Origin of the sequence: Microbacterium sp. ARD32, assembly GCF_031844385.1 — a bacterium.
Lineage (GTDB): Bacteria > Actinomycetota > Actinomycetes > Actinomycetales > Microbacteriaceae > Microbacterium.
Genome location: NZ_JAUZVD010000002.1, coordinates 154,553 through 175,185 on the forward strand (window position 1 = coordinate 154,553; position 20,633 = coordinate 175,185).

Annotated in this window: 15 protein-coding genes; 7 read left to right on the forward strand and 8 right to left on the reverse strand. The window is 68.6% G+C overall.

Annotation, left to right across the window (positions count from 1 at the left end; genetic code table 11):
• Positions 1-15: 15 nt before the first annotated feature.
• The 6 genes from Q9R19_RS08935 to Q9R19_RS08960 all read left to right on the forward strand — a co-directional run bounded on the left by Q9R19_RS08935 (position 16) and on the right by Q9R19_RS08960 (position 11,167).
• On the forward strand, positions 16-540 hold the full coding sequence (locus Q9R19_RS08935) for a MarR family transcriptional regulator (protein WP_311256038.1): 525 nt from the start codon (positions 16-18) through the stop codon (positions 538-540).
• A gap of 53 nt (positions 541-593) precedes the next feature.
• Positions 594-2,024: an argininosuccinate synthase gene (gene argG / locus Q9R19_RS08940; RefSeq protein ID WP_311256039.1), complete on the forward strand. Its 1,431-nt coding sequence runs from the start codon at positions 594-596 to the stop codon at positions 2,022-2,024.
• Positions 2,025-2,337: 313 nt separating this feature from the next.
• A complete protein-coding gene (locus tag Q9R19_RS08945) occupies positions 2,338-2,970 on the forward strand; it encodes a helix-turn-helix domain-containing protein (protein ID WP_311256040.1) in 633 nt (210 codons plus the stop codon).
• A 41-nt stretch (positions 2,971-3,011) separates the two neighbouring features.
• Positions 3,012-5,852: a YhgE/Pip family protein gene (locus Q9R19_RS08950; RefSeq protein ID WP_311256041.1), complete on the forward strand. Its 2,841-nt coding sequence runs from the start codon at positions 3,012-3,014 to the stop codon at positions 5,850-5,852.
• Entirely contained in the window at positions 5,849-8,032 is a 2,184-nt protein-coding gene (locus Q9R19_RS08955) for a YhgE/Pip domain-containing protein (RefSeq protein WP_311256042.1), read from the forward strand. The genes Q9R19_RS08950 and Q9R19_RS08955 overlap by 4 nt, the downstream gene beginning before the upstream one ends.
• Before the next feature lie 459 nt (positions 8,033-8,491).
• Positions 8,492-11,167, forward strand: coding sequence for a penicillin acylase family protein (locus Q9R19_RS08960; protein WP_311256043.1), 2,676 nt, complete (start codon positions 8,492-8,494; stop codon positions 11,165-11,167).
• A gap of 21 nt (positions 11,168-11,188) precedes the next feature.
• Here the strand turns inward: Q9R19_RS08960 and Q9R19_RS08965 are convergent, their stop codons facing one another.
• Positions 11,189-12,091, reverse strand: a complete 903-nt coding sequence (locus Q9R19_RS08965) for a DUF2510 domain-containing protein (protein ID WP_311256044.1) — start codon at positions 12,089-12,091, stop codon at positions 11,189-11,191.
• A gap of 112 nt (positions 12,092-12,203) precedes the next feature.
• Here Q9R19_RS08965 and Q9R19_RS08970 point away from each other — a divergent pair, with 112 nt between their 5' ends.
• Positions 12,204-12,965: an alpha/beta hydrolase gene (locus Q9R19_RS08970; protein ID WP_311256045.1), complete on the forward strand. Its 762-nt coding sequence runs from the start codon at positions 12,204-12,206 to the stop codon at positions 12,963-12,965.
• 97 nt (positions 12,966-13,062) lie between these two features.
• Here the strand turns inward: Q9R19_RS08970 and Q9R19_RS08975 are convergent, their stop codons facing one another.
• The 7 genes from Q9R19_RS08975 to Q9R19_RS09005 form a co-directional block, all read right to left on the reverse strand.
• The gene (locus tag Q9R19_RS08975) at positions 13,063-13,932 is read right to left on the reverse strand and encodes a type IV toxin-antitoxin system AbiEi family antitoxin domain-containing protein (protein WP_311256046.1); all 870 of its coding nucleotides are present in this window, start codon (positions 13,930-13,932) and stop codon (positions 13,063-13,065) included.
• A 215-nt stretch (positions 13,933-14,147) separates the two neighbouring features.
• On the reverse strand, positions 14,148-14,537 hold the full coding sequence (gene mnhG / locus Q9R19_RS08980) for a monovalent cation/H(+) antiporter subunit G (RefSeq protein WP_311256527.1): 390 nt from the start codon (positions 14,535-14,537) through the stop codon (positions 14,148-14,150).
• Positions 14,537-14,809, reverse strand: coding sequence for a monovalent cation/H+ antiporter complex subunit F (locus Q9R19_RS08985; protein WP_311256047.1), 273 nt, complete (start codon positions 14,807-14,809; stop codon positions 14,537-14,539). Before Q9R19_RS08985 ends, mnhG begins: the two co-directional genes overlap by 1 nt.
• Positions 14,806-15,411 (reverse strand): Na+/H+ antiporter subunit E, encoded by a 606-nt coding sequence (locus Q9R19_RS08990; RefSeq protein WP_311256048.1) that lies wholly within the window; start codon positions 15,409-15,411, stop codon positions 14,806-14,808. The genes Q9R19_RS08985 and Q9R19_RS08990 overlap by 4 nt, the downstream gene beginning before the upstream one ends.
• Positions 15,408-16,961 carry a Na+/H+ antiporter subunit D gene (locus tag Q9R19_RS08995; RefSeq protein WP_311256049.1) on the reverse strand — a complete coding sequence of 518 codons (1,554 nt, stop codon included), beginning with the start codon at positions 16,959-16,961 and terminating at the stop codon, positions 15,408-15,410. The genes Q9R19_RS08990 and Q9R19_RS08995 overlap by 4 nt, the downstream gene beginning before the upstream one ends.
• On the reverse strand, positions 16,958-17,545 hold the full coding sequence (locus tag Q9R19_RS09000) for a Na(+)/H(+) antiporter subunit C (RefSeq protein WP_311256050.1): 588 nt from the start codon (positions 17,543-17,545) through the stop codon (positions 16,958-16,960). The genes Q9R19_RS08995 and Q9R19_RS09000 overlap by 4 nt, the downstream gene beginning before the upstream one ends.
• On the reverse strand, positions 17,545-20,499 hold the full coding sequence (locus Q9R19_RS09005; RefSeq protein ID WP_311256051.1) for a Na+/H+ antiporter subunit A: 2,955 nt from the start codon (positions 20,497-20,499) through the stop codon (positions 17,545-17,547). The genes Q9R19_RS09000 and Q9R19_RS09005 overlap by 1 nt, the downstream gene beginning before the upstream one ends.
• Between the last annotated feature and the right edge of the window lie 134 nt (positions 20,500-20,633).

The window sequence follows — 20,633 nt, forward strand, 5'->3', positions numbered from 1 at the left end:
CACAGAATGGCAGTCATGCACTACTTTTCGCCGGACTCCGACCTGATCGACCGCTCAGGCATGTCGCAGGACGAGGTCGACTCGTGCTTCCGCGTGCTCGAGGCGCTGCGACGATGGCAGACCGCCGCACGGGAGCTGTCCGAGGCCTCCAAGCGCTACATGAAGCTCAACGAGAGCGACATGCGGGCGATCCGCATGATCATCCGCGCGACCGAGCAGGGCATGCTCGTCACGCCCAAGGACATCGCCCACGAGGTGGGCATCGCGAGCGCGTCGACGACGAAGCTCGTCGACCGCCTGGTCGACGGCGGGCACCTGATCCGGGTTCCGCATCCCTCGGACAGGCGCACCATGTGCCTGCAGGTGACCGAGAGCACCCGCCGCTCGGCGCACGACACGATCGGCCGGCAGCACGCCAGACGGTTCACCGCCGTCGCATCCCTCCCCGCCGCCGACCGCGAGGCCGTCGTCCGCTTCATCGCCGCGATGACCGACGCGGACTCCCCGCAGGGCGAGCTGGCGGCGCACTTCGGACGGTGAGGACTCCGCAACCCGCACGGGCCCACCCGCGACACGCCGATAGACTTGAGCGCATGTCCAAGGTGCTCCAGTCCCTCCCCGTCGGCGAAAAGGTCGGCATCGCGTTCTCCGGTGGTCTCGACACCTCGGTCGCCGTCGCGTGGATGCGCGAGAAGGGCGCCGTGCCCTACACCTACACCGGCGACCTGGGGCAGTACGACGAGGACGACATCGCCTCGATCCCCGGCCGCGCGCTGGAGTACGGCGCCGAGGCGTCTCGCCTGGTGGACGCGAAGACCGCACTGGTCGAAGAGGGCTTCGTCGCGCTGTCCTGCGGCGCCTTCCACATCCGGTCCGGCGGCAAGACCTACTTCAACACCACTCCCCTGGGCCGTGCGGTCACCGGCACGCTGCTCGTGCGCGCGATGCGCGAGGACGGCGTGGACATCTGGGGTGACGGCTCCACCTACAAGGGCAACGACATCGAGCGGTTCTACCGCTACGGGCTGCTCGCCAACCCGCGCCTGCGCATCTACAAGCCGTGGCTCGACGCCGACTTCGTCACCGAGCTGGGCGGCCGTCAGGAGATGAGCGAGTGGCTCGTCGAGCGCGGCTTCCCGTACCGCGACTCTGCCGAGAAGGCGTACTCCACGGATGCCAACATCTGGGGCGCCACGCACGAGGCGAAGACGCTCGAGCACCTGAACGTCTCGCTCGAGACCGTCGACCCGATCATGGGCGTGAAGTACTGGGACCCCACGGTCGCGATCGACACCGAAGACGTCACGGTCACCTTCGACGGCGGCCGCCCGGTCGCGCTGAACGGCAAGGAGTTCACTGACCCGGTCGCCCTGGTCATGGAGGCGAACACGATCGGCGGCCGTCATGGCCTGGGCATGAGCGACCAGATCGAGAACCGCATCATTGAGGCGAAGTCGCGCGGCATCTACGAAGCGCCCGGCATGGCGCTGCTGTTCATCGCCTACGAACGCCTGGTCAACGGCATCCTGAACGAGGACACCCTCGCCACGTACCACGAGCAGGGCCGGCGCCTGGGCCGCCTGATGTACGAGGGCCGCTGGCTGGAGCCGCAGTCGCTCATGCTGCGCGAGTCGATCCAGCGCTGGGTGGGCCTGACCATCTCGGGCACGGTCACGCTGCGTCTGCGCCGCGGCGACGACTGGACCATCCTCGACACCGTCTCGCCGAACCTGTCGTACGGCCCCGAGAAGCTGTCGATGGAGCGCGTGGGCGACGCGGCCTTCGGCCCGGTCGACCGCATCGGCCAGCTGACCATGCGCAACCTCGACATCGCCGACTCGCGCTCGCGCCTGGAGCAGTACGCGGGCCTCGGCCTGGTCGGCGGTGCCACGGGCGAGCTGGTCGGCAAGGTCACCGCGGGCGGGGCGAACGAGATCGCCGCCTCCGACACGGACGACGAGCAGCTCGCGGAGGCCGTGGATGCGGCATCCGAGGGCGCAGCCTTCGACTCCGGCACCGACTGACGCTTTCCTCCAGCCCCGGCGCTTCGAGCGACTCAACCCTGTCATGGGGCTCTGAGCCCGTCGAAGGGTCGGGGCTTCCCTCGTGCGCAAGATGGAAATCGTTGGTGCACCGGCCTCTCGAGCGACGTTTTCCATCCAGGCGTCGGGGAACAAGATGGATAACGTCGCCGAAATGGCATCCGCACCGACGATTTCCATCCCGCACGCAGGCGGGGAGCCTGGTACGGGGCGCATGCGGGGCCGGAATGGCCGGATGCTGTGAGTCCACCGAATTATGTTGCACACACATGTGCAACATAACTATCCTGGAGGCATGACCACCCGTACGCCCCGTGCCGACGCGCGCGCGAACCGCGCGGGCATCCTCGACGCCGCGCGCACCGCGCTGGCAGCCGACCCGTACGCGTCGATCGACGTGATCGCGCGCAGCGCGGGCCTCAGCCGCCGCACCCTGTACGGCCACTTCGACGATCGCGACGCCCTCATCCGCGAGCTGATCGTCATCGGCGCGCAGCGCTTCAACGCGATCGCGGAGTCGATCGCCGACGCGGACGCCCGGCTGGCCCTCGCCCGCCTTGCCGCGCGCCTGTGGCAGGAGGCCGCGCACGTGCAGTTCGCGGCCGTGCTCGCGCTCGATGAGGCGCACGTGGAGCACACCGCCGACGCGCTCGCCCCGCTGCGCCGCGCCGTGGCAGGCCTGGTGCGCCGCGGGCAGGAGGACGGCAGCTTCCGCACCGACCTCGCCGCCCCGACGCTCGCCCGCCTGATCGAGGAGATGGCGCGCACGGTCGTGGCCCGCACGGATGCGGCGAGCGCGGGCGCCGCTGACCTCGCCGTGCGCACCGTGCTGAGCATCGCCGGACTCTCCTGGCGGGAAGCGGATGCCCTGCTCACCGCGCACCCCGACATCGCCCTCGCCTCGAATGCCGCCGAGGGCGCCGCGTGAGCCCCTATGCTCGGAATGCCGCTGGCCTGCCGGGAGGTGCGATGCCCAACGCGTGGAGCGTGTTCCGCCGCGATCTCGGCCGCCTCGCGCGCGTCAGCAAGGCGTGGATCATCATCATCGGCGTGATCGTCACACCATCGCTGTACGCGTGGTTCAACATCGTCGCGTTCTGGGATCCCTACTCGAACACCCAGCACGTCAGCGTGGCGATCGTGAATCAGGACGCGGGGGCGTCGTCCGAGCTGACAGGCCGCATCGATGTGGGCGGCGAGCTGGTGGATCAGCTCGAGCAGAACGACCAGCTCGGCTGGGAGTTCCTCGACGAGGACGAGGCGATGGATGCCGTGCGCAGCGGCCGCAGCTATGCAGCGATCATCATCCCGCGGGACTTCAGCCGCGACCTCATCAGCGTCACGACCGGCACACCCGTTCGTCCCGACCTGAAGTACTACGTCAACGAGAAGGCCAACGCGATCGCGCCGAAGATCACCGACGTCGGCGCCTCGACCCTCGACACCCAGATCAACGGCACCTTCGTGTCGGTGGTCTCGAAGGCCGTCACCGAGCAGCTGAAGGGCGTCGGAGCGGATGTCGAGGACCGCCTCGGCGACGCGCGCGACAGCTCGGTCGCCGCGCTCGACGACGCCGTCGCGAAGGTCTCGTCCGCGCGCGGACGCATCACCGAACTGCAGAGCGGTCTCGCCGACGCGCAGAGCCGCCTGGACAGCGCCGCGGGCACTCTGGGCAGGGTCGACAAGACGCTCGGCAAGGTGCAGTCCGCGGTCGCGCAGGCGCAGACCCTCGCCGCCGAGGCGCAGCAGGAGCTGCTCACCGTCACCGACAAGGTCACGTCCGCCTACGTGTCGGGCGCCACGCTCATCGCCGACGCCTCGTCGAAGATGAACGCCTCGATCGCAACCCTGTCGGCCGGCCTGCAGCAGGCGAACGTCGCGGTGGGCACCGCGATCGACGACCTGTCGGCCGTCGTCAAGGCGAACGGTGCGGCGCTCGACGAGCTGCAGTCCGTGCTGGATCAGACCGACCCCGGCTCCGAGGCCGCGCAGAAGCTCCGCCAGGCCATCGACGACCTGAAGCAGCGCAACGCCGACGACCAGCAGGTGCTCGACCAGCTGAAGACGCTGAACGGCGACGTCACGAACACGATCGGCTCGGTCAAGACCGCGGCCGACAAGGTGAACGACGCGACTTCGCAGGCCGCGGCCTCGGCCGGTGCCGTCCGCGATGCGCTGACGAAGAGCGTCCCCGCGCTGAACAGCGCGATGTCGACGCTGTCGGCCAGCGCCGACGGGTTCTCGGCGGCTCTCGGCGCGCAGCGCTCCCAGATCACCCAGGCGCAGAACCTGCTCTCCGGGCTGAAGACCCAGCTCGCGTCGACGACCGCCGCCCTCGGCGCGCTGGACGGCAACCTCGCCACGGCGGAGTCCGGACTGAGCGGTGTGCGCACCGATGTGCTGGCGCTCAGCGCGGCCGACGTGTGGAACAGGCTGAGCACCATCAGCGGCCTGAACCCCGAGCAGATCGCGGACTTCATGGCCGCCCCCGTCGAGGTGCACGAGAACGCGATGTTCCCCACGAAGACGTACGGCTCGGCGATGGCCGCGCTGTTCACGAACCTCACGCTGTGGATCGGCGCGTTCGTGCTGATGGTGATCTTCCGCCTCGAGGTCGACACCGAGGGCGTGGAGGGCATCTCGGTGCGGCAGGCCTACCTCGGCCGATGGATGCTGTTCGCCGCGATCGGTGTGTGCCAGGCGGTGCTCGTCTCGGTGGGCAACCTTTTCATCGGCGTGCAGACGGCGAACGCCTTCGCGTTCGTGGGCACCAGCGTGCTCATCGGCCTGGCGTACCTGAGCATCATTTACGCGCTCTCGGTGTGCTTCGGCATCGTCGGCAAGGGTCTGTGCATCCTGCTGGTGATCTTCCAGATCCCCGGTGCGTCCGGCCTTTACCCGATCGAGATGATGCCGGACTTCTTCCGCGGGCTGTATCCGTTCCTGCCGTTCACGTACGGCATCGACGCGCTGCGCGAGACCATCAGCGGCTTCTACGACGGTCGCTGGTGGCAGGCGATGGGCGTGCTCGGGATCTACGTCGTGCTGGCGTTCGCGCTCGGGCTGTTCCTGCGCCGCCGACTGGGCAACTTCGCCCTGCTGTTCAACCGCCGGCTCTCGGAGAGCGAACTGCTGGTGAGCGAGGACGTGCAGATCACCGGTCGCCGTCGCACGCCGCAGATCATCCGGGCGCTGACCGACGGCGACGGTTACCGCGCGCAGATCGCGGAGCGTGCACGCAGGTTCACCGAGCGGTACTCGACCCGGCTGCGGCTGACCCTGATCGTCGGCGCCGCGGTGATGGCCGTGATCGGCGTCGCCGCCTGGCTGCTGCCGGATGCGAAGGCGACCATGCTCGGCCTGTGGGCGCTGTGGTGCCTGATCCTGATCGCGTTCCTCGTCGCCCTGGAGTACATCAAGCAGAGCATCGAGCAGGCAGCCGAACTGGGTGAGATGCCGGATGCCGAGCTGCGGCAGGCGCTGATCGACGAGACCGTCGGCGACGGCGTGCTGCTCGCGGGTGCCGGGGCATCCGTCGCATCGGCGGGCGGCTCAGCTGCAGTGCGCACCGCGGTGCTCGAGCGGACGGACCTCGAGTCCGAACCGGACGACGACACGGCCGTGCTGGACGAGCTGTTCGGCCCGGGCGTCGAGACCCAAGCCGACCTCGAGACGGAACCGGATCCTGCGAATGCCGAGACGGTTGAAGCACCCGAGGATGCCGCCGATGCGGAGCATCCCGAACCCGACGACACGCCACCGCACGATTCCGACGAGGACGACGCCCAGGAAGGAGGGGAGCGCGCATGAGGAACATCCTGCAGGTGCTCCGCTTCGACCTGCGCCGTGCCACGAGCAGCGTCATGGCCGTGATCGTGCTCTTCGGCCTGGTCGTGATCCCCTCGCTGTTCACGTGGTTCAACGTGATCGCCAGCTGGAACCCGTTCGAGAACACCAAGAACCTGAAGGTCGCGGTCGCCAGCACCGACGAGGGATACCAGAGCGACCTCGTGCCGATCCGCCTGAACGTGGGCGAGCAGGTGCTCTCCACCCTGCGGGCGAACCACGACCTGGACTGGGTCTTCACCACCGAGGACGACGCGATCGACGGCACCCGGGCGGGCGACTACTACGCCGCGATCGTGCTGCCGCCCACGTTCAGCACCGACATGATGACGTTCTACGCGAACGGCGCCGACCGCACCCGCATCGACTACTACACGAACGAAAAGAAGAACGCACTGGCCCCGAAGATCACGGGGCAGGGCGCTGGCGAGGTCGCCACGACCATCAACGAGGCGTTCACGTCCACGCTCAGCGAGGCCGGCCTCGCCATCATCACGTCGCTGTCGGACTACCTCGACGACGCCGACACCCAGGCCGCGCTGTCCCGTCTGCAGGCCCATGTGGGCGAGGTCGCCGCGCAGCTGCGCGCCGGCGCGTCGACCGCCGACATGTTCACCGCGCTGATCTCGTCGAGCCGTCCTCTGGTCGACAGCGCCTCGGGGCTGGCATCCGCTTCCGGCGATGCTCTGCGAGATGCCACCGGCGCACTGGGCGACGGCAAGCAGGCCGCGCAGTCGCTGAAGCAGGTGCTCGCCTCGACCACCACGGCGCTCGGCGACGCGCTCTCCGGCACGGCCGACAGCTATCAGGCGGTCGCCGACAGCGTCGACGACGTGTTCACGTCGATGAATGCGCAGGCGACGAGCGCGGCCGACTCGCTTGAGGCGATCGCGGCGCGCGTGCAGACGCAGGTCGATCAGCACCAGAGGCTGCGAGACGACCTGGTGAACAACGTGCGACCGCTGCTCCCCGAGAGCACGCTGGACGCGTTCGACGCGGCCGTTTCGCGGATCGACGCCGCGATCGCCCGTGAGCAGGCCCTGCAGGACCGGCTGGACGACGGCGCGACGCAGATCGCCGACGGCAATGCCGACAGCCAGGCCATGCATGCCGAGATCTCGCGGCTGATCGCGCAGGCGAAGGATGCCGTGCGGGACGCCCGCAGCGCGTACTCGGGCAGCCTGCAGCCCAAGCTCGATGCGCTCGCCGGCACGCTCGCGTCGATCGGCCGCGACGTCGACCAGATCGGCGGCGAGCTCTCCTCTGCCGCCAGGGCGCTCACCGGTTCGGGTTCGCTGGACAGTGCGCTGACGGATGCCGAGGGGCTGACCACAGGGATCTCGCAGTCTCTCACCGAGACCGCCGACCGCTTCGACCAGCTGGATGCCGCATTGACGAAGGCCATCGACACCGGCGACCTGAGCGAGCTCAGCACCGTGATCGGCTCCGACCCGAAGGCCCTGGCCACCTTCCTCGCTGAGCCGGTCGGGCTCGACCGCGTGCCGGTCTACTCAGTGGTGAGCTTCGGCGCCGCGATGACGCCTCTGTACACGGTGCTCGCGCTGTGGGTCGGGGCTCTGCTGACCGCGGTCTCCATCCGCGTCGATCCGCCGCAGGGCGAGGGCTCGCCGCTTCCCCCGCTCTCCCCCACCGAGACGTACCTGGGCCGATTCGGGATCTTCGCGATCGTCGGTCTCCTGCAGAGCTCGCTGGTGTGCATGGGCAGCATCCTGTTCACACAGGTGCAGCCGCAGCATCCGCTCCTGCTGATGCTCGCCGGCTGGGTCAGCTCCCTGGTGTTCATGCTGATCATCTACACCTTCGTCGTGGCGTTCGGCAGTGCGGGCAAGGCGCTGGCCGTGCTGCTGCTGGTGATCCAGATCTCCGGCTCCGGCGGCGCCTACCCGCTGCAGGTGCTGCCGCAGTGGTTCCAGAACATCAGTCCGTTCCTGCCCGCCACGCATGCGGTCAACGCCATGCGCGCGGCGATAGCGGGCATCTACCGCAACGACTACTGGGTCTCGCTGGGCTGGCTGGCGCTGTTCGCCGTGCCCGCCCTGCTGCTCGGACTGGTGCTGCGCGTGCCGCTGATTCGCTTCACGCAGAACACGCTGCGCGCGCTGGAATCGACCAGACTCATGTGAGGTCGGGCTGCTGGTCGAGATGTCACCACCCGCGGCTACCATGGATCGGAGATGTCCAGACCGTGCGCGTAACTCAGCCGAGGGTTCCATCGTGACTCATGAACCGATTGCGCAGCTTGTGGTGCCCGGCCCCGGGCAGCCGTTGCATTCTTGGGCTGTCGAGGACGGGAGAATCGCAACGGCGTTCAGGATGCTGCTCGAGCAGACGCTTCGTCTCGGGATTCGAGCCGGCTGTAGGGCTCTGGAAAGGGTCGGCCATACTCGACCCACGCATCCTCGAATGGTTGAGCAACGACGCCTGATGTCGCGGCCGCTCTTTTCCCGCACCGAGTGCAGATATCCGGGCGCCTGACGGGCCGCAGATCGTCTGGGTAGGATGCCAGGGTGCGCGCCCACCCGAGACGCGCACCCGCGCTCCGTGACACGGAGTCCCACGACTGACCGGAGAGACCTCCACCGATGTCATCAGACGACACTGCCGCACCCCGCCGATCGCTCGGCAGCCGCATCGGCCGCATCGCCTTCGTCGTGCTGGCATCCCTGCTGGTCATCGCGACCGCCGCGGCGTTCTTCCTGGTGTGGACCATTCAGCGCTCGTTCCCGCAGACCTCGGGCGAGCTGACGACGCCCGGGCTGCACAAGAGCGTCACCGTGCAGCGCGACGCGCTCGGCATCCCCACGATCACCGCGTCGTCCACCGACGACCTGTTCTTCGCACAGGGCTTCACCCACGCGCAGGACCGCTTCTTCGAGATGGACTTCCGCCGGCACGTGACCTCGGGTCGCGTGGCGGAGATGTTCGGGGAGTCGCAGGTGGCCACCGACAAATTCCTGCGCACGCTGGGCTGGCGCAAGGTCGCCGAGCAGGAGGTCGAGGCGCTCGACGACACCACCCGCGGCTACTACGAGGCGTACGCGGCGGGCGTGAACGCCTACCTCTCCTCTCACGAGGGCGCCGACCTGTCGCTGGAGTATGCCGTTCTCGGCATCCAGAACCCCGACTACCGGCCCGAGCCGTGGGAGCCCGCCGATTCGGTTGCCTGGCTGAAGGCGATGGCCTGGGATCTGCGCACGAACATCGGCTCCGAAACCGATCGCGCCCTGATGGCCGCGCAGCTGAACGAGGCGGGCGAAGCGGATGCTGACGCCCAGGCGCTCATCGAGAAGATCTACCCCGCGTACCCGTTCGCGCAGCATCCGGTGATCGTGCCGAAGATCACGGCCGTCGATCCGCTGCCTGCCACGCCGGCGGAGGAAGAGGGGACGGCACCGGCATCCTTCACCGGCACGACGCAGACGGACGCCCAGACCGCCGTCGCGAAGGTCGAGTGGCAGCAGGCCGACAGCGCGATCGAGGCCGCGAGCATGCTGCTCGGCCCGATCGGAGAGGGCATCGGCTCGAACTCGTGGGTCGTCTCCGGCGACCTCACCGAGAGCGGCAAGCCGCTGCTGGCCAACGACCCGCATCTGGGTGCGGCGCTGCCCTCGGTCTGGTACCAGGTGCAGCTGAAATGCGCGAAGGTGAGCGAGGCGTGCCCGTTCGACGTGGCGGGCTTCTCGTTCTCGGGCCTGCCCGGCGTGGTGATCGGCCACAACGCGAAGATCGCGTGGGGCTTCACCAACCTCACCACCGACGTCGCCGACCTGTACGTCGAGAAGGTCGAGGGCGACCAGTACTGGCGCGACGGCGAACTCGTGCCGATGGAGGTGGAGAACGACGTCATCAAGGTCGCCGGCGGCGATGACGTGCCGCTGACCATCCGCCGCACCGTGCACGGCCCGATCATCTCGGGGCTGACCGACGACTTCACCGCCATCGCGCAGCATCCGTCCGTCGAGTTCGGCGACAAGCTCACCGACCTGCCCGGGTGGGAGGCGACAGTCGACGCGACCTGGAACGTGAACGCCACCGACGCGATCAGCCTGCGCTGGACCGCACTGGATCCCGGGACCACGGCGAGCGCGATCTTCGCTCTGGACACCGCATCCGACTTCACGGGCTTCCGCCGCGCGGCATCCCTCTTCGACGTGCCCGCGCAGAACCTCATCTACGCCGACCAGCAGGGCAACATCGGCTACCAGGCCCCTGGCCGCCTGCCGATCCGCGGCGCGGGCGACGGCTGGCTGCCCCAGCCCGGCTGGGACAGCGCCTACGACTGGACCGGGTACATCCCCTTCGAGGACCTGCCCGTGTCGTACAACCCCGACGGGGGCTACATCGTCACCGCCAACAACGCGATCGTCACCGACGACTACCCGTACTTCCTCTCCCGCGACTGGGACTACGGCTATCGCGCGGCGCGCATCGCGCACCTGATCGAGCGCAAGTCGGCCGCAGGCGCCCTCACCGCCCAGAATCTGCGCGACATCCAGATGGATGACGAGATGTGGATCGGCAAGCAGCTCGCCGCGGCGATGGGCGAGGTGACCGTCGACGGCGAGGGAGCCCGGTCCGCGGTCGACCTGCTGCGCACCTGGGATGCCCAGAACAAGGCCGACTCCCCGGCCGCCGCCTACGCGAACGTGCTGTGGTCGAACCTGGTGACCGACGTGTTCGTCGAACGGGACGTGCCGCTGCCGACCGGCGATCAGGGCCGGCTGTTCACCGTGGTGGGCGCCATGCTCGACGACCCCGCCGACCCGCTGTGGATCAACGAGCGCCTGGACGTGGATGGTATGGATGCCATGCTCGCCCTCGCCGCGGAGCAGGCGTACACCGAGCTGTCGCAGTTGCAGGGAGCCGACGTGAAGCGGTGGAGCTGGGGAACGCTGCACGCGCTGTCGCTGACCAGCTCCACGCTCGGCTCATCGGGCATCGAACCGGTGGAGATGCTGTTCAACCGTGGACCGTATCCGGTCAGCGGGGGCTCCTCGGTCGTGAACGCCACCGGGTGGTCGGTGGGAGAGTCGTACGCGACCACCACCGTGCCGTCGATGCGCATGGTCGTCGACCTGGCCGACTTCGACGACTCCAGCTGGATCCACCTCACCGGTCAGAGCGGACACGCCTTCAACAGGCACTACACCGATCAGACAGCGGACTGGGCGGCGGGAGTGCAGAAGCCGTGGCCGTTCACGAAGAAGGCCGTGGCGAAGGCGACCGTCGACACCCTGGTGCTGAAGCCGGGTTCCTGACCGGGCTCGGAAGCGGGTGCTTCAGCGCAGCGGCGGGGCCTTCGGTGGAAGGAGCAGCGCGTATCGCCGCACTCGGATGCTGATCAGCAGCACCGCCCCGACCAGCACGAACGCGGCTCCCACAGCGATCAGCGCCACGCCGGCAGCCGTTTCGTCCTGGGTGGCTGCGATGCCGATCCCGATGACCAGCGCGAGCAGGCCCATTCCGCCCAGCACACCGCTCACGACCATCGCGACGCGGTACGAACGAGGGCCGAAGTGCGTGGGCCGCACGCGTCCCCGCTCCAGCACGTAGTGCGCCCACTGCGCTCCCGTCCACCAGCGCTGGATGGCACCGGTCACCGGATACCACCCGGCGCCGACCGCGTCCGCCTCGCCGGGGAGGGGACGAAGCGCGCCATCCACCGACGGAGCCGTCATCGGAGCCGCAACCCGGCGCCGCGCGAGGTCACGACCCGCACCGAACATCCACACCGCCGCGATCGCGAAGAACACCAGCGCCAGCGCGAGCCCAGAGCGATCGACGAGCGCGCGCATCAGGTTCAGCAGGCCGAGCAGAACGAACATCCCGCCCAGCACCCAGCCCATCGACGGCGGCTCCGTAGCATAGGCATCGGCGACGGGCCGGCCGCTCTTGAGCTTGTAGGCAGTCCAGTCGGCTCCGTTCCACCATCGCGTCTGCCCCGACGGAGGGAACGCGTACCACCCCATCGGAGGAGCCGGCACCTGAGCGATGGCAGCGAACTGCGGAGACTGTGCGGCAGGCGCCTGCGGAGCCTGCGCTTGCAGGAGCGGCGGCGCCTGCGGGACGATCGGCGCGGCCGGCGCGGCCACCTCGCGCTCGTATGCGGTCCACTGCAGCCCGTCCCACCAGCGCTCGCGCCCGGGAATCCCGGCCGGATACCATCCCGGCTGCGCCGCCATGCTCACCCTCTCCGGTTCGGCCGAGCGGCCGCCCCCGTGCTCGATCGTACAGGTGGGCGATCGAGCACCTGACTCGACAGCATCCCCGCCGCGATCCCGGTACCGTGGACGGATGCCGGAACGTCTGCTCGCACCCGAGGGGAGTCGCGTGCACCTGGGCGAGTTCGTCCATGGCGGCGCGACTCTCGTCTACGAGGACTTCGGCGCAGGAGAGCGACCCGTCGTGCTGCTGCACGGCATCGGGATGGGGCGCAGCGTGTACGTCGACTTCGTGCAGCGACTGCGCGGACGCGTGATCGGACTCGACCTGCCGGGTTTCGGCGAGGCTCCCAAACCCGCCCGCACCCTCACAATGGAACGCCACGCCGACCTCGTCGCGTCGTTCCTGGAATCGCGCGGGATCACGGATGCCGTGCTGCTCGGTCACTCGATGGGCAGCCAGATCGCCGCAGAGGTGGCGGTTCGGCATCCGGAGGTCGTCTCGGCCCTGATCCTGGCTGGCCCCACCGTGGACAGCACGGCCCGCAGCATCCGCGCTCAAGCCGGGTATCTGCTGCGTGACCTGATCGGCGAGCGACCGACCGTGCTCTGGCGCGGCGCGCGCGAGTACCTGCGCGGCGGACCGCACCTGTTCCGCAAGATGCGCGCCACCATCGTGCACGAACCCGAGAAGGCGTACCCGCGGGTGCGAGTGCCTACTCTCGTGGTGCGCGGCTCCCGCGATCCACTGGCCCCGATGACCTGGTGCCGTCGGGTCGTGGAGCTCGTGCCGGATGCCCGGTTCACCGAGATCCCCGACCACGGACACGGCACGCTGATCAGCGATTCCGCCGCCGCCGCGGAGAAGATCCTGGAGTTTGTGAGCGAGCTCTGATTCTGTCGGCGGCCATAACTCCGGAGAATCGCCGCGGAGGCCGGCGCCGAAGGACAGTTTTCGGCTCTCCGCCCTCAGATCTCCGGAGTTGTGGAGCTCAACTAACGCCGAGCCGAGCGCCGAAGGCGTCGATGACGGCTCCGAGCGCCGCTTTCACGGTGTCTGGATGGAAGAAGATGTCCGAGGCGAGCGGGCGGACGGTGACGTATCCGAGTCCGGCGGCAACCAGGTCACGGTGCCGATCATCGACCTGCTTGTCCCACCCCTCGTGGAACTCACGGCTGTCGCATTCGATGATGAGCCAGCCCTCCACGACGAAGTCGACCCGACCTACGCCGGGAACCGTCACCTGCGTCTCATACGCCAGCCCCATCGCGCGCAGCAGCAGCCGCATGAAGGACTCGGGACCCGATTCGGCCGATCCGTCGACGAGCGACAGCAGCGCCTGGAAGCGAGCGGGAAGCGTCCGGAAGATCGCTGCGAGCTGTGCGGGCGTCAGCAGCCTGTGGTGAAGGATGCTGTCGAGCGTTGCGATCGCAGCCCGGGGCTGCTGGCAACGGATCGACTGACGCACAGCATCCCGTATCGAGACGGCATGCCGGGTCTCATCTCCTCTGCACTCCTCCCAGTGCAGCTTCGCGGAGTCAGGCCGACGATGGCGGCTGCGGGACAGATGCGGTGGCATCTGCACGTGCAGCCCGGGCTGCTCCAGCACGAAGACCCCGATCAGCTGCAGCAGGGTCAGGCAGGCGAGACGACCGCCGGCTCGCACAGCATCCGCGATATGCGCGGGAACGTCCTCGGCGACGTACACTCCTCGGCGCAGACGGACGAGGCGCCCTTCACGCACGCCAGCTGTGATGTAATGCGTGGTCAGTCCAGCCTCGTGAAGGTCGTCTCTGGTGAGGATCCGGATCCTCGTGAGGTCTGACAGTCGCTCGCGGACCGTGGCTCTGGAATTCGACATGCAGGCGATCCTGGCCGAAACCCTCGTCGTCATTGCCCGAAGAAGGGGGATTGTGGACAACAAGTCCGAATCTGCGTCTTGTGCAGGGAGAGTCGCCCTGCCATAACTCCGGAGAATCATTGGGGAAACCGGCTCCGAAGCGCCGCTCGGGGCTCATCAGCCACAGATCTCCGGAGTTATGGCGTGCAGCAAGCCTGCACGCTGCCGTCCGGGACTCAGCCGGCGGCCGGCGGGGTGGTCTTGGACTCGGCGTACTCGTCGGCCACCAGGTTGCGCTGATTGATCGTGCCGTTGCGGTAGGCCTGCCGTCCCACCATGTGCGCCGACAGCGGCGCCGTCGCGAACTGCAGCAGGATCACCGGGATCACCACGAGCAGTCCCATGAGGATCCCGCCGACCGTGCGCTGCGCGACCGCGACCGCCAGGCAGATCAGCACCAGCCCCAGCACCTGAGGCTTGGTAGCGGCGTGCAGACGGCTCGGCACATCTCGGAAGTGCAGCAGCCCCACCGCGGCCGACAGGCACAGGATCGCACCCAGCAGCACGAGCACCAGCACGATGACATCGGCCACAGGTTGCGGAAGGGCGAGTTCGAAGAAGGACATCATGGTGCGGCGTTGTCCCTCCGTGCGACGTAGCGGGCCACCGCGATCGAGCCGAACACGGCGACGGCGGCGATGATCAGCATGACCGGCACGTTGCGCAGGTGGCCGTTGATCGCCATATCGGCGCCCAGCACGCACATCACTTCGGTCAGCAGCACATCGGATGCCACGGTGCGGTCCAGAATCGACGGGCCTCGCACGATGCGGATCACGCACAGGATCGCGGCGAGGCCGAAGACGACCATGATCGCGATGAGAAGGATGCTGTTCATCGGGGGTCCCCCTTGCGGCGCTTCGACAGGCTCAGCGACCCAGGGCCAGAAGCATCCGCCTTCAGCGCGGCGTACTGCGCGGGCGTACCCACCGCCCGCACGATGCGACGCTCCCAGCGCAGCACCTCGTCGCGGAACTCGTCGACGTCGGCGCGGCTGTGCACGCCGATCACGTGCAGATACAGGATGCGGCGATCACGGTCGCTCTCCACCACCAGCGAGCCCGGAATGAGGGATGCCGTCACCGCGACGTGCGTGGTGACGATGTCGTCGGCGTACCGCAACGGGATCTCCACGATCGCCGCGCCGGGCTGGTGCCGGAAGTCGAACACCTGAATCGCCACGCTGACCGCGCCCGCGACCACGGCACCCAGGAAACGCACGATGAACACCAGCGAGTACCAGACGTTGACACGACCGACCAGTTCGACGGTCGGCAGGCGGAACACGCGGGTCACGAACACGGCGACCAGGATGCCCGTGACCAGCGCCAGCGGCGTGAACTGGTGCCACAGCAGCATCCAGATCAACACCAGCCACACCATGAACGGCAGCTGCAGCAGGACGTCGCGCAGCAGGCCGCGTTTCGACGAAGGACTCATCCGGCCTCCTCATCGATCTGCTGGAGAGTGATCGGCTGCAGCAGACCCGAGCCGATCCGGTCGCACAGAGCGTACAACGGCCCGGCGAACACCGTCAGCGCGATCGTCACCGCGACCATGCCCGCGGTGGCGACCGTCATGATCGCGGGGATGCGCCGCGTCTCGGTCTGCACGTCGGCCGCCGGCGCGTTGCCCAGGTAGCCGACGCGGCCCTCGATGTCGGCGAGGTCGTCGCCCTCACGCCAGAACGCGAGGTTCCAGGCGCGCATCAGCGCGTACAGCGTGAGCAGAGAGGTGAGGATGCCGCCCAGGATCAGCACGATCATCAGCGGAGTGCCCACCTGCGCGGCGGCCTCGAACAGCGCGACCTTGCCGATGAACCCCGAGAACGGCGGGAGCCCGCCCAGGTTGATCGCCGGCACGAAGTACAGCACTGCCAGCAGCGGCGCCGCTTTGATCAGGCCGCTCACACGCAGGATCGACGTGCTGCCCGCCTTGCGCTCGATCAGCCCGACCGCCAGGAACAGCGTGGTCTGCACGACGATGTGGTGCACGATGTAGTACACCGTCGCGCCGATCGCCGCCTCGGTCGCGATCGCCAGACCGAAGATCATGTACCCGACGTGGCTGACCAGCGTGAACGACAGGATGCGCTTGAGCTCGGCCTGCGCGACCGCGCCGAGCACTCCCACCACCAGCGTGGCCAGCGCCACGATCAGCAGCAGGGTGTTGATATCGCTGCTGGCGAAGAGCTGCGTCTCGGTGCGGATCAGCGCGTACACGCCCACCTTGGTCAGCAGTCCCGCGAACACCGCGGTGACCGGGGCAGGTGCCGTCGGATACGAGTCGGGCAGCCAGAACGACACCGGGAAGACGGCGGCCTTGATGCCGAAGGCGATCACGAGCATCAGGTGCAGCACCAGCTGCGTCTGCGGGGGCAGCTGCGCCACCCGCTCGGCCACCTGCGCCATGTTCACCGTGCCGACCGCACCGTAGATCATCGCGATCGCAGCCAGGAACAGGATGGACGAGACCAGCGAGACGACGATGTAGACCGCGCCGGTGCGGATCCGGGACTCGGTGCTGCCCAGGGTGATCAGCACGTATGAGGCCACCAGCAGGATCTCGAAGCCCACGTACAGGTTGAACAGGTCGCCCGCGATGAACGCGTCGAAGATGCCTGCCGCCAGGATCAGGTAGGTGGGGTTGAAGATCGAGATCGGCGTCTCCTCGACGCCGTCCGCCGCGCCCTGGCCGATCGAGAACAGCAGCACCGCGAGCAGCACCACGCTGGAGACCAGCACCAGCAGGGCGGCGAGCCGGTCGACGTAGAGCACGATGCCGAACGGCACCGGCCACCCGCCGACCGACACGGCGAAGGGCACACCCGCGGAGTCCACCGAGGCCAGCAGCACGGCGGCGATGATCGAGACGGATGCCAGGGTGCCGGCGGTCACGAGCATCTGCAGCCGCGGGTTGCGGCCGAACACGAGCGTGACGGCGGCGCCCAGCAGCGGCAGCATTACGATGAGCGGGACGAGCGCGGTCACGAGCGGTTCTCCTCGTCCTGCGGGTCCTCATCGTCGTCGGTTCCTGAGCGAGCGGAGCGAGACGAAGGGGCGCTCGACGGGGCATCCGCCACATCCATCGGGGCGTCATCGTCGATGGATGCGTGGTCGCGCATGTGCAGCACGGTGATCGGCGAGGTGGCGGTTCCCACGAAGTCGGTGGTGGCCTCCTCCTCATCCGGCGTCGACTCGTCGTCGAAGAGCTCCTCCTCGGCCTCCTTCCGTTCACGCAGCGCGATGTCGTCGACGTCGTCCTCGACGGTGTCGGCCTGGCCGAGCTGCCAGGAGCGGTAGATGAGCGCGAGCAGGAACGCCGAGACCGCGAAGGTGATCACGATCGCCGTCAGCGTGAGCGCCTGCGGCAGCGGGTCGCTGACGGCGCCCTCCTCGCCGAAGAACGGCGCCTTGCCCGGCATCCCCATCACGATCAGCAGCAGCAGGTTGGTGGCGTTGCCCAGCAGCAGGAAGCCGATCAGCACGCGGGTCAGGCTGCGCTCCATCATCGCGTAGACGCCGGCGGCGAACAGCACGGCCATGATCACGATCAGGGTGAGAGACACGTCCATCAGCGCGCCACCCCTTCGGCGTCGCGTGCGATCGTCGGGCGCGCACGCCGGTCGACGGCCTGCCGGTCGACCTCGGCGCCCAGGCTGCGCAGCACGTCGAGCACCAGTCCGATCACCACCAGGTACACGCCGATGTCGAAGATCGTCGACGTGACGAACTCCAGATGCCCGAGCACGGGGAGCTCGGCCTCCCACACCGCGCTCTGCAGCGGCGCCATACCGAAGAACATGGGTGCGAGCGCGGCGCCCACCGCCAGGATCAGGCCGAGCCCGAGCAGACGTCCGGCGTCGGTGGGAGCCGCAGCTCCCAGCTCCCAGCGCCCGCCGGCGATGTAGCGCATCACCAGCGCCATGCCCGCGACCAGACCCCCGGCGAAGCCGCCGCCTGGTCCGTTGTGGCCGGCGAACAGCAGGAAGATCGACACCACGATGATCGTGTGGAACAGCACGCGCACGATCACCTCGAGCAGGATCGAGCGGTCCTCGGCTTTCAGCCGCTGGCCGCTGACCAGCCAGGCGCGCGGTGCGCCGCGGTTCTCGGCCGTCTGGAAGCGCGGGCCGTCGGCGGTCTCGACCAGCGGGCGTCGTGCGGTGCGTCGGCGTGTCGTCTGCGGCAGGTCACGAGTGGCCGAGAGCAGGTCGGCGCGGTGCGTGATGAAGACCAGGGATGCCACGCCGGTGGCCGCCAGCACGAGCACGCTGAGCTCGCCCATCGTGTCCCAGCCGCGCAGGTCGACCAGGGCGACGTTGACCACGTTCTTGCCGTGCCCCAGGTCGTACGCCAGCTGCGGGAAGTCCACCGAGATGGGCTCGAAGATGCGGGCCTGCGTGGCGACGATCGCCACCAGCGCCATCGTCACGCCGACGCCGATCGCCAGGATGGCGCGTGGGACCCGGCCGACCGAGGCGTTGTGCTCGCCCATGCGCGACGGAAGCCGCCGCAGCACCAGCGCGAAGGTGACCATCGTGACGGTCTCCACCAGGATCTGCGTGAGCGCCAGATCGGGGGCGCCGCTGGTCGCGAACAGCACGACCATGCCCAGGCCCGTCACGGACACGAGCACCACGCCGGTGTAGCGCTTCTGCGCCCGAACGGCGATGACGCCGGCGATCGCCATGACCGGCGCAACGACCAGCTGCACGGGAGTGTGCCACGCAGAGAGTGCGAGTCGTTCGGGCGCGGCGCCGACCAGGGCAGTCGCCTCGGCGGCGAGCAGCACCACGAAGATCGTGCCGACGTACAGCGGCAGCGACCCGCGCTGCGTGAGACCGGTGGTCAGCACCGACAGGCGGTCGACGCCGCGCATGGTCAGGTAGTAGACGTCGGCGGCGGTGAAGCGCAGCAGGCGCGGGCGGCGGTGCCAGCCAGAGCGGATGCTGAGCACGAACACCCCGATGCCCAGCGCGATCGCGCCCAGGCTCAGGAACAGCGCGGGCTCGAAGCCGTGCCAGAGCGAGAGATGCCCGGGGTCGGTGCCGTCGCCGGCCGGGTCCACGCTCCGCGCGTACCCCTGCAGCATGACATCCACCGCCGGCGCCCCGATGCCCACGGCGATGCTGAGCCCGGCCAGGATGATCGGCGACGCCAGGAAGCCGACCGGCGGATCGGGCCATGCCGTCTGCGGCATATTCGCCCCGTGCGCGTCCCTCTTGGTCCAGAAGGCACCCCAGAGAAAGCGGCATCCGTAGGCCACGGTCAGCACCGCGCCCACCGTGACGCCGACCAGCGCCACCCAGCCCCAGGTCGATCCGTGCTGGGCGTCCTCGAGCAGCGCGGTGAGCGTCGACTCCTTCGCGACATAGCCGATGGTGGGCGCGACGCCCATCATCGACGCGATCGAGATGAACGCGGCGGTCGCCATCACCGGCGCCTGCCGCCCGACGCCCGAGAGCTCGGTGATATCGCGGGTGGAGAGCTGACGATCGATCACGCCGACGATCAGGAACAGCGCCGATTTGAACAGCGCATGCGCGATCACGAGCGCCAGCCCGGCGAGAGCTGCGCCGGGCGTTCCATAGCCGACCACCACCGCGAAGAAGCCCAGCTGGCTGACCGTGCCGAACGCGAGGATGCGCTTGAGATCGGTCTCGCGCAGCGCCTGGATGCCGCCGAGCAGCATCGTCAGCACACCCAGCGAGATCACGATCGGCCGCCAGGGCTCCGACAGCGCGAAGATCGGCGCGAATCGGGCGATCAGGTAGATGCCCGCCTTCACCATCGCGGCGGCGTGCAGGTATGCGCTCACCGGCGTCGGCGCCGCCATCGCGCCGGGCAGCCAGAAGTGGAACGGGAACAGCGCGGACTTCGAAATCGCACCGATCAGCAGCATCACGATCGCGGCATCCACGATCGGACCGGTCGGGGCGAGGGCCAGCAACTCGCGGATGCTGGCGGTTCCGGCATCCACCACCAGCAGCACCGCGCCGACGAACAGCACCAGCCCGCCCAGCGTCGTCACCAGCAGCGCCTGCAGCGCGGCGCGGCGGCTGGCGGCGCGACGGCGGTAGTGGCCGATGAGCAGGTAGGAGAGGATGCTGGTGACCTCCCAGAACATCACCAGCATGATCAGATCGTCGGTGAGCACCAGTCCGTACATCGCGCCGGCGAACCCGAGCAGCACGCCGGCGAACTGGCCCACCTCGGACGCGTCGTCGTGAAAATACCAGCGGCAGTACAGCAGCACGAGCGCGCCGACGCCGGTGACGATGAGCGTGAGCACCCAGCCGAGCACGTCCATGCGCATCGACAGGTGCAGGCCGAGCTGCGGGATCCAGTCGTAGTCCTCGAAGGGAATGCTCTTCGCCGCCAGCACCTGCGGCGTGAGGGTCAGGGCGTGCACGAATGCCGCGGCCGGCACGAGCGCGCCGATTACGAACGCCTGTGTTCCCAGCCAGCGCACCAGAACGGGAAGGAGAAGTGACCCGATCAGGAACACGGCGAGGAGCAACAGCATAAGCGGCTCCTCAAGCTCGTCGAGGCCTTCCGGCGCAGGCGGGCAAATCTCTTCGTCCATTCTACCGGGCGCATCGGCTGGAGGTTCCCGCGCACCCTGCACGCCCGGTGCTCGAGCGAGCGGAGCGAGTCGAA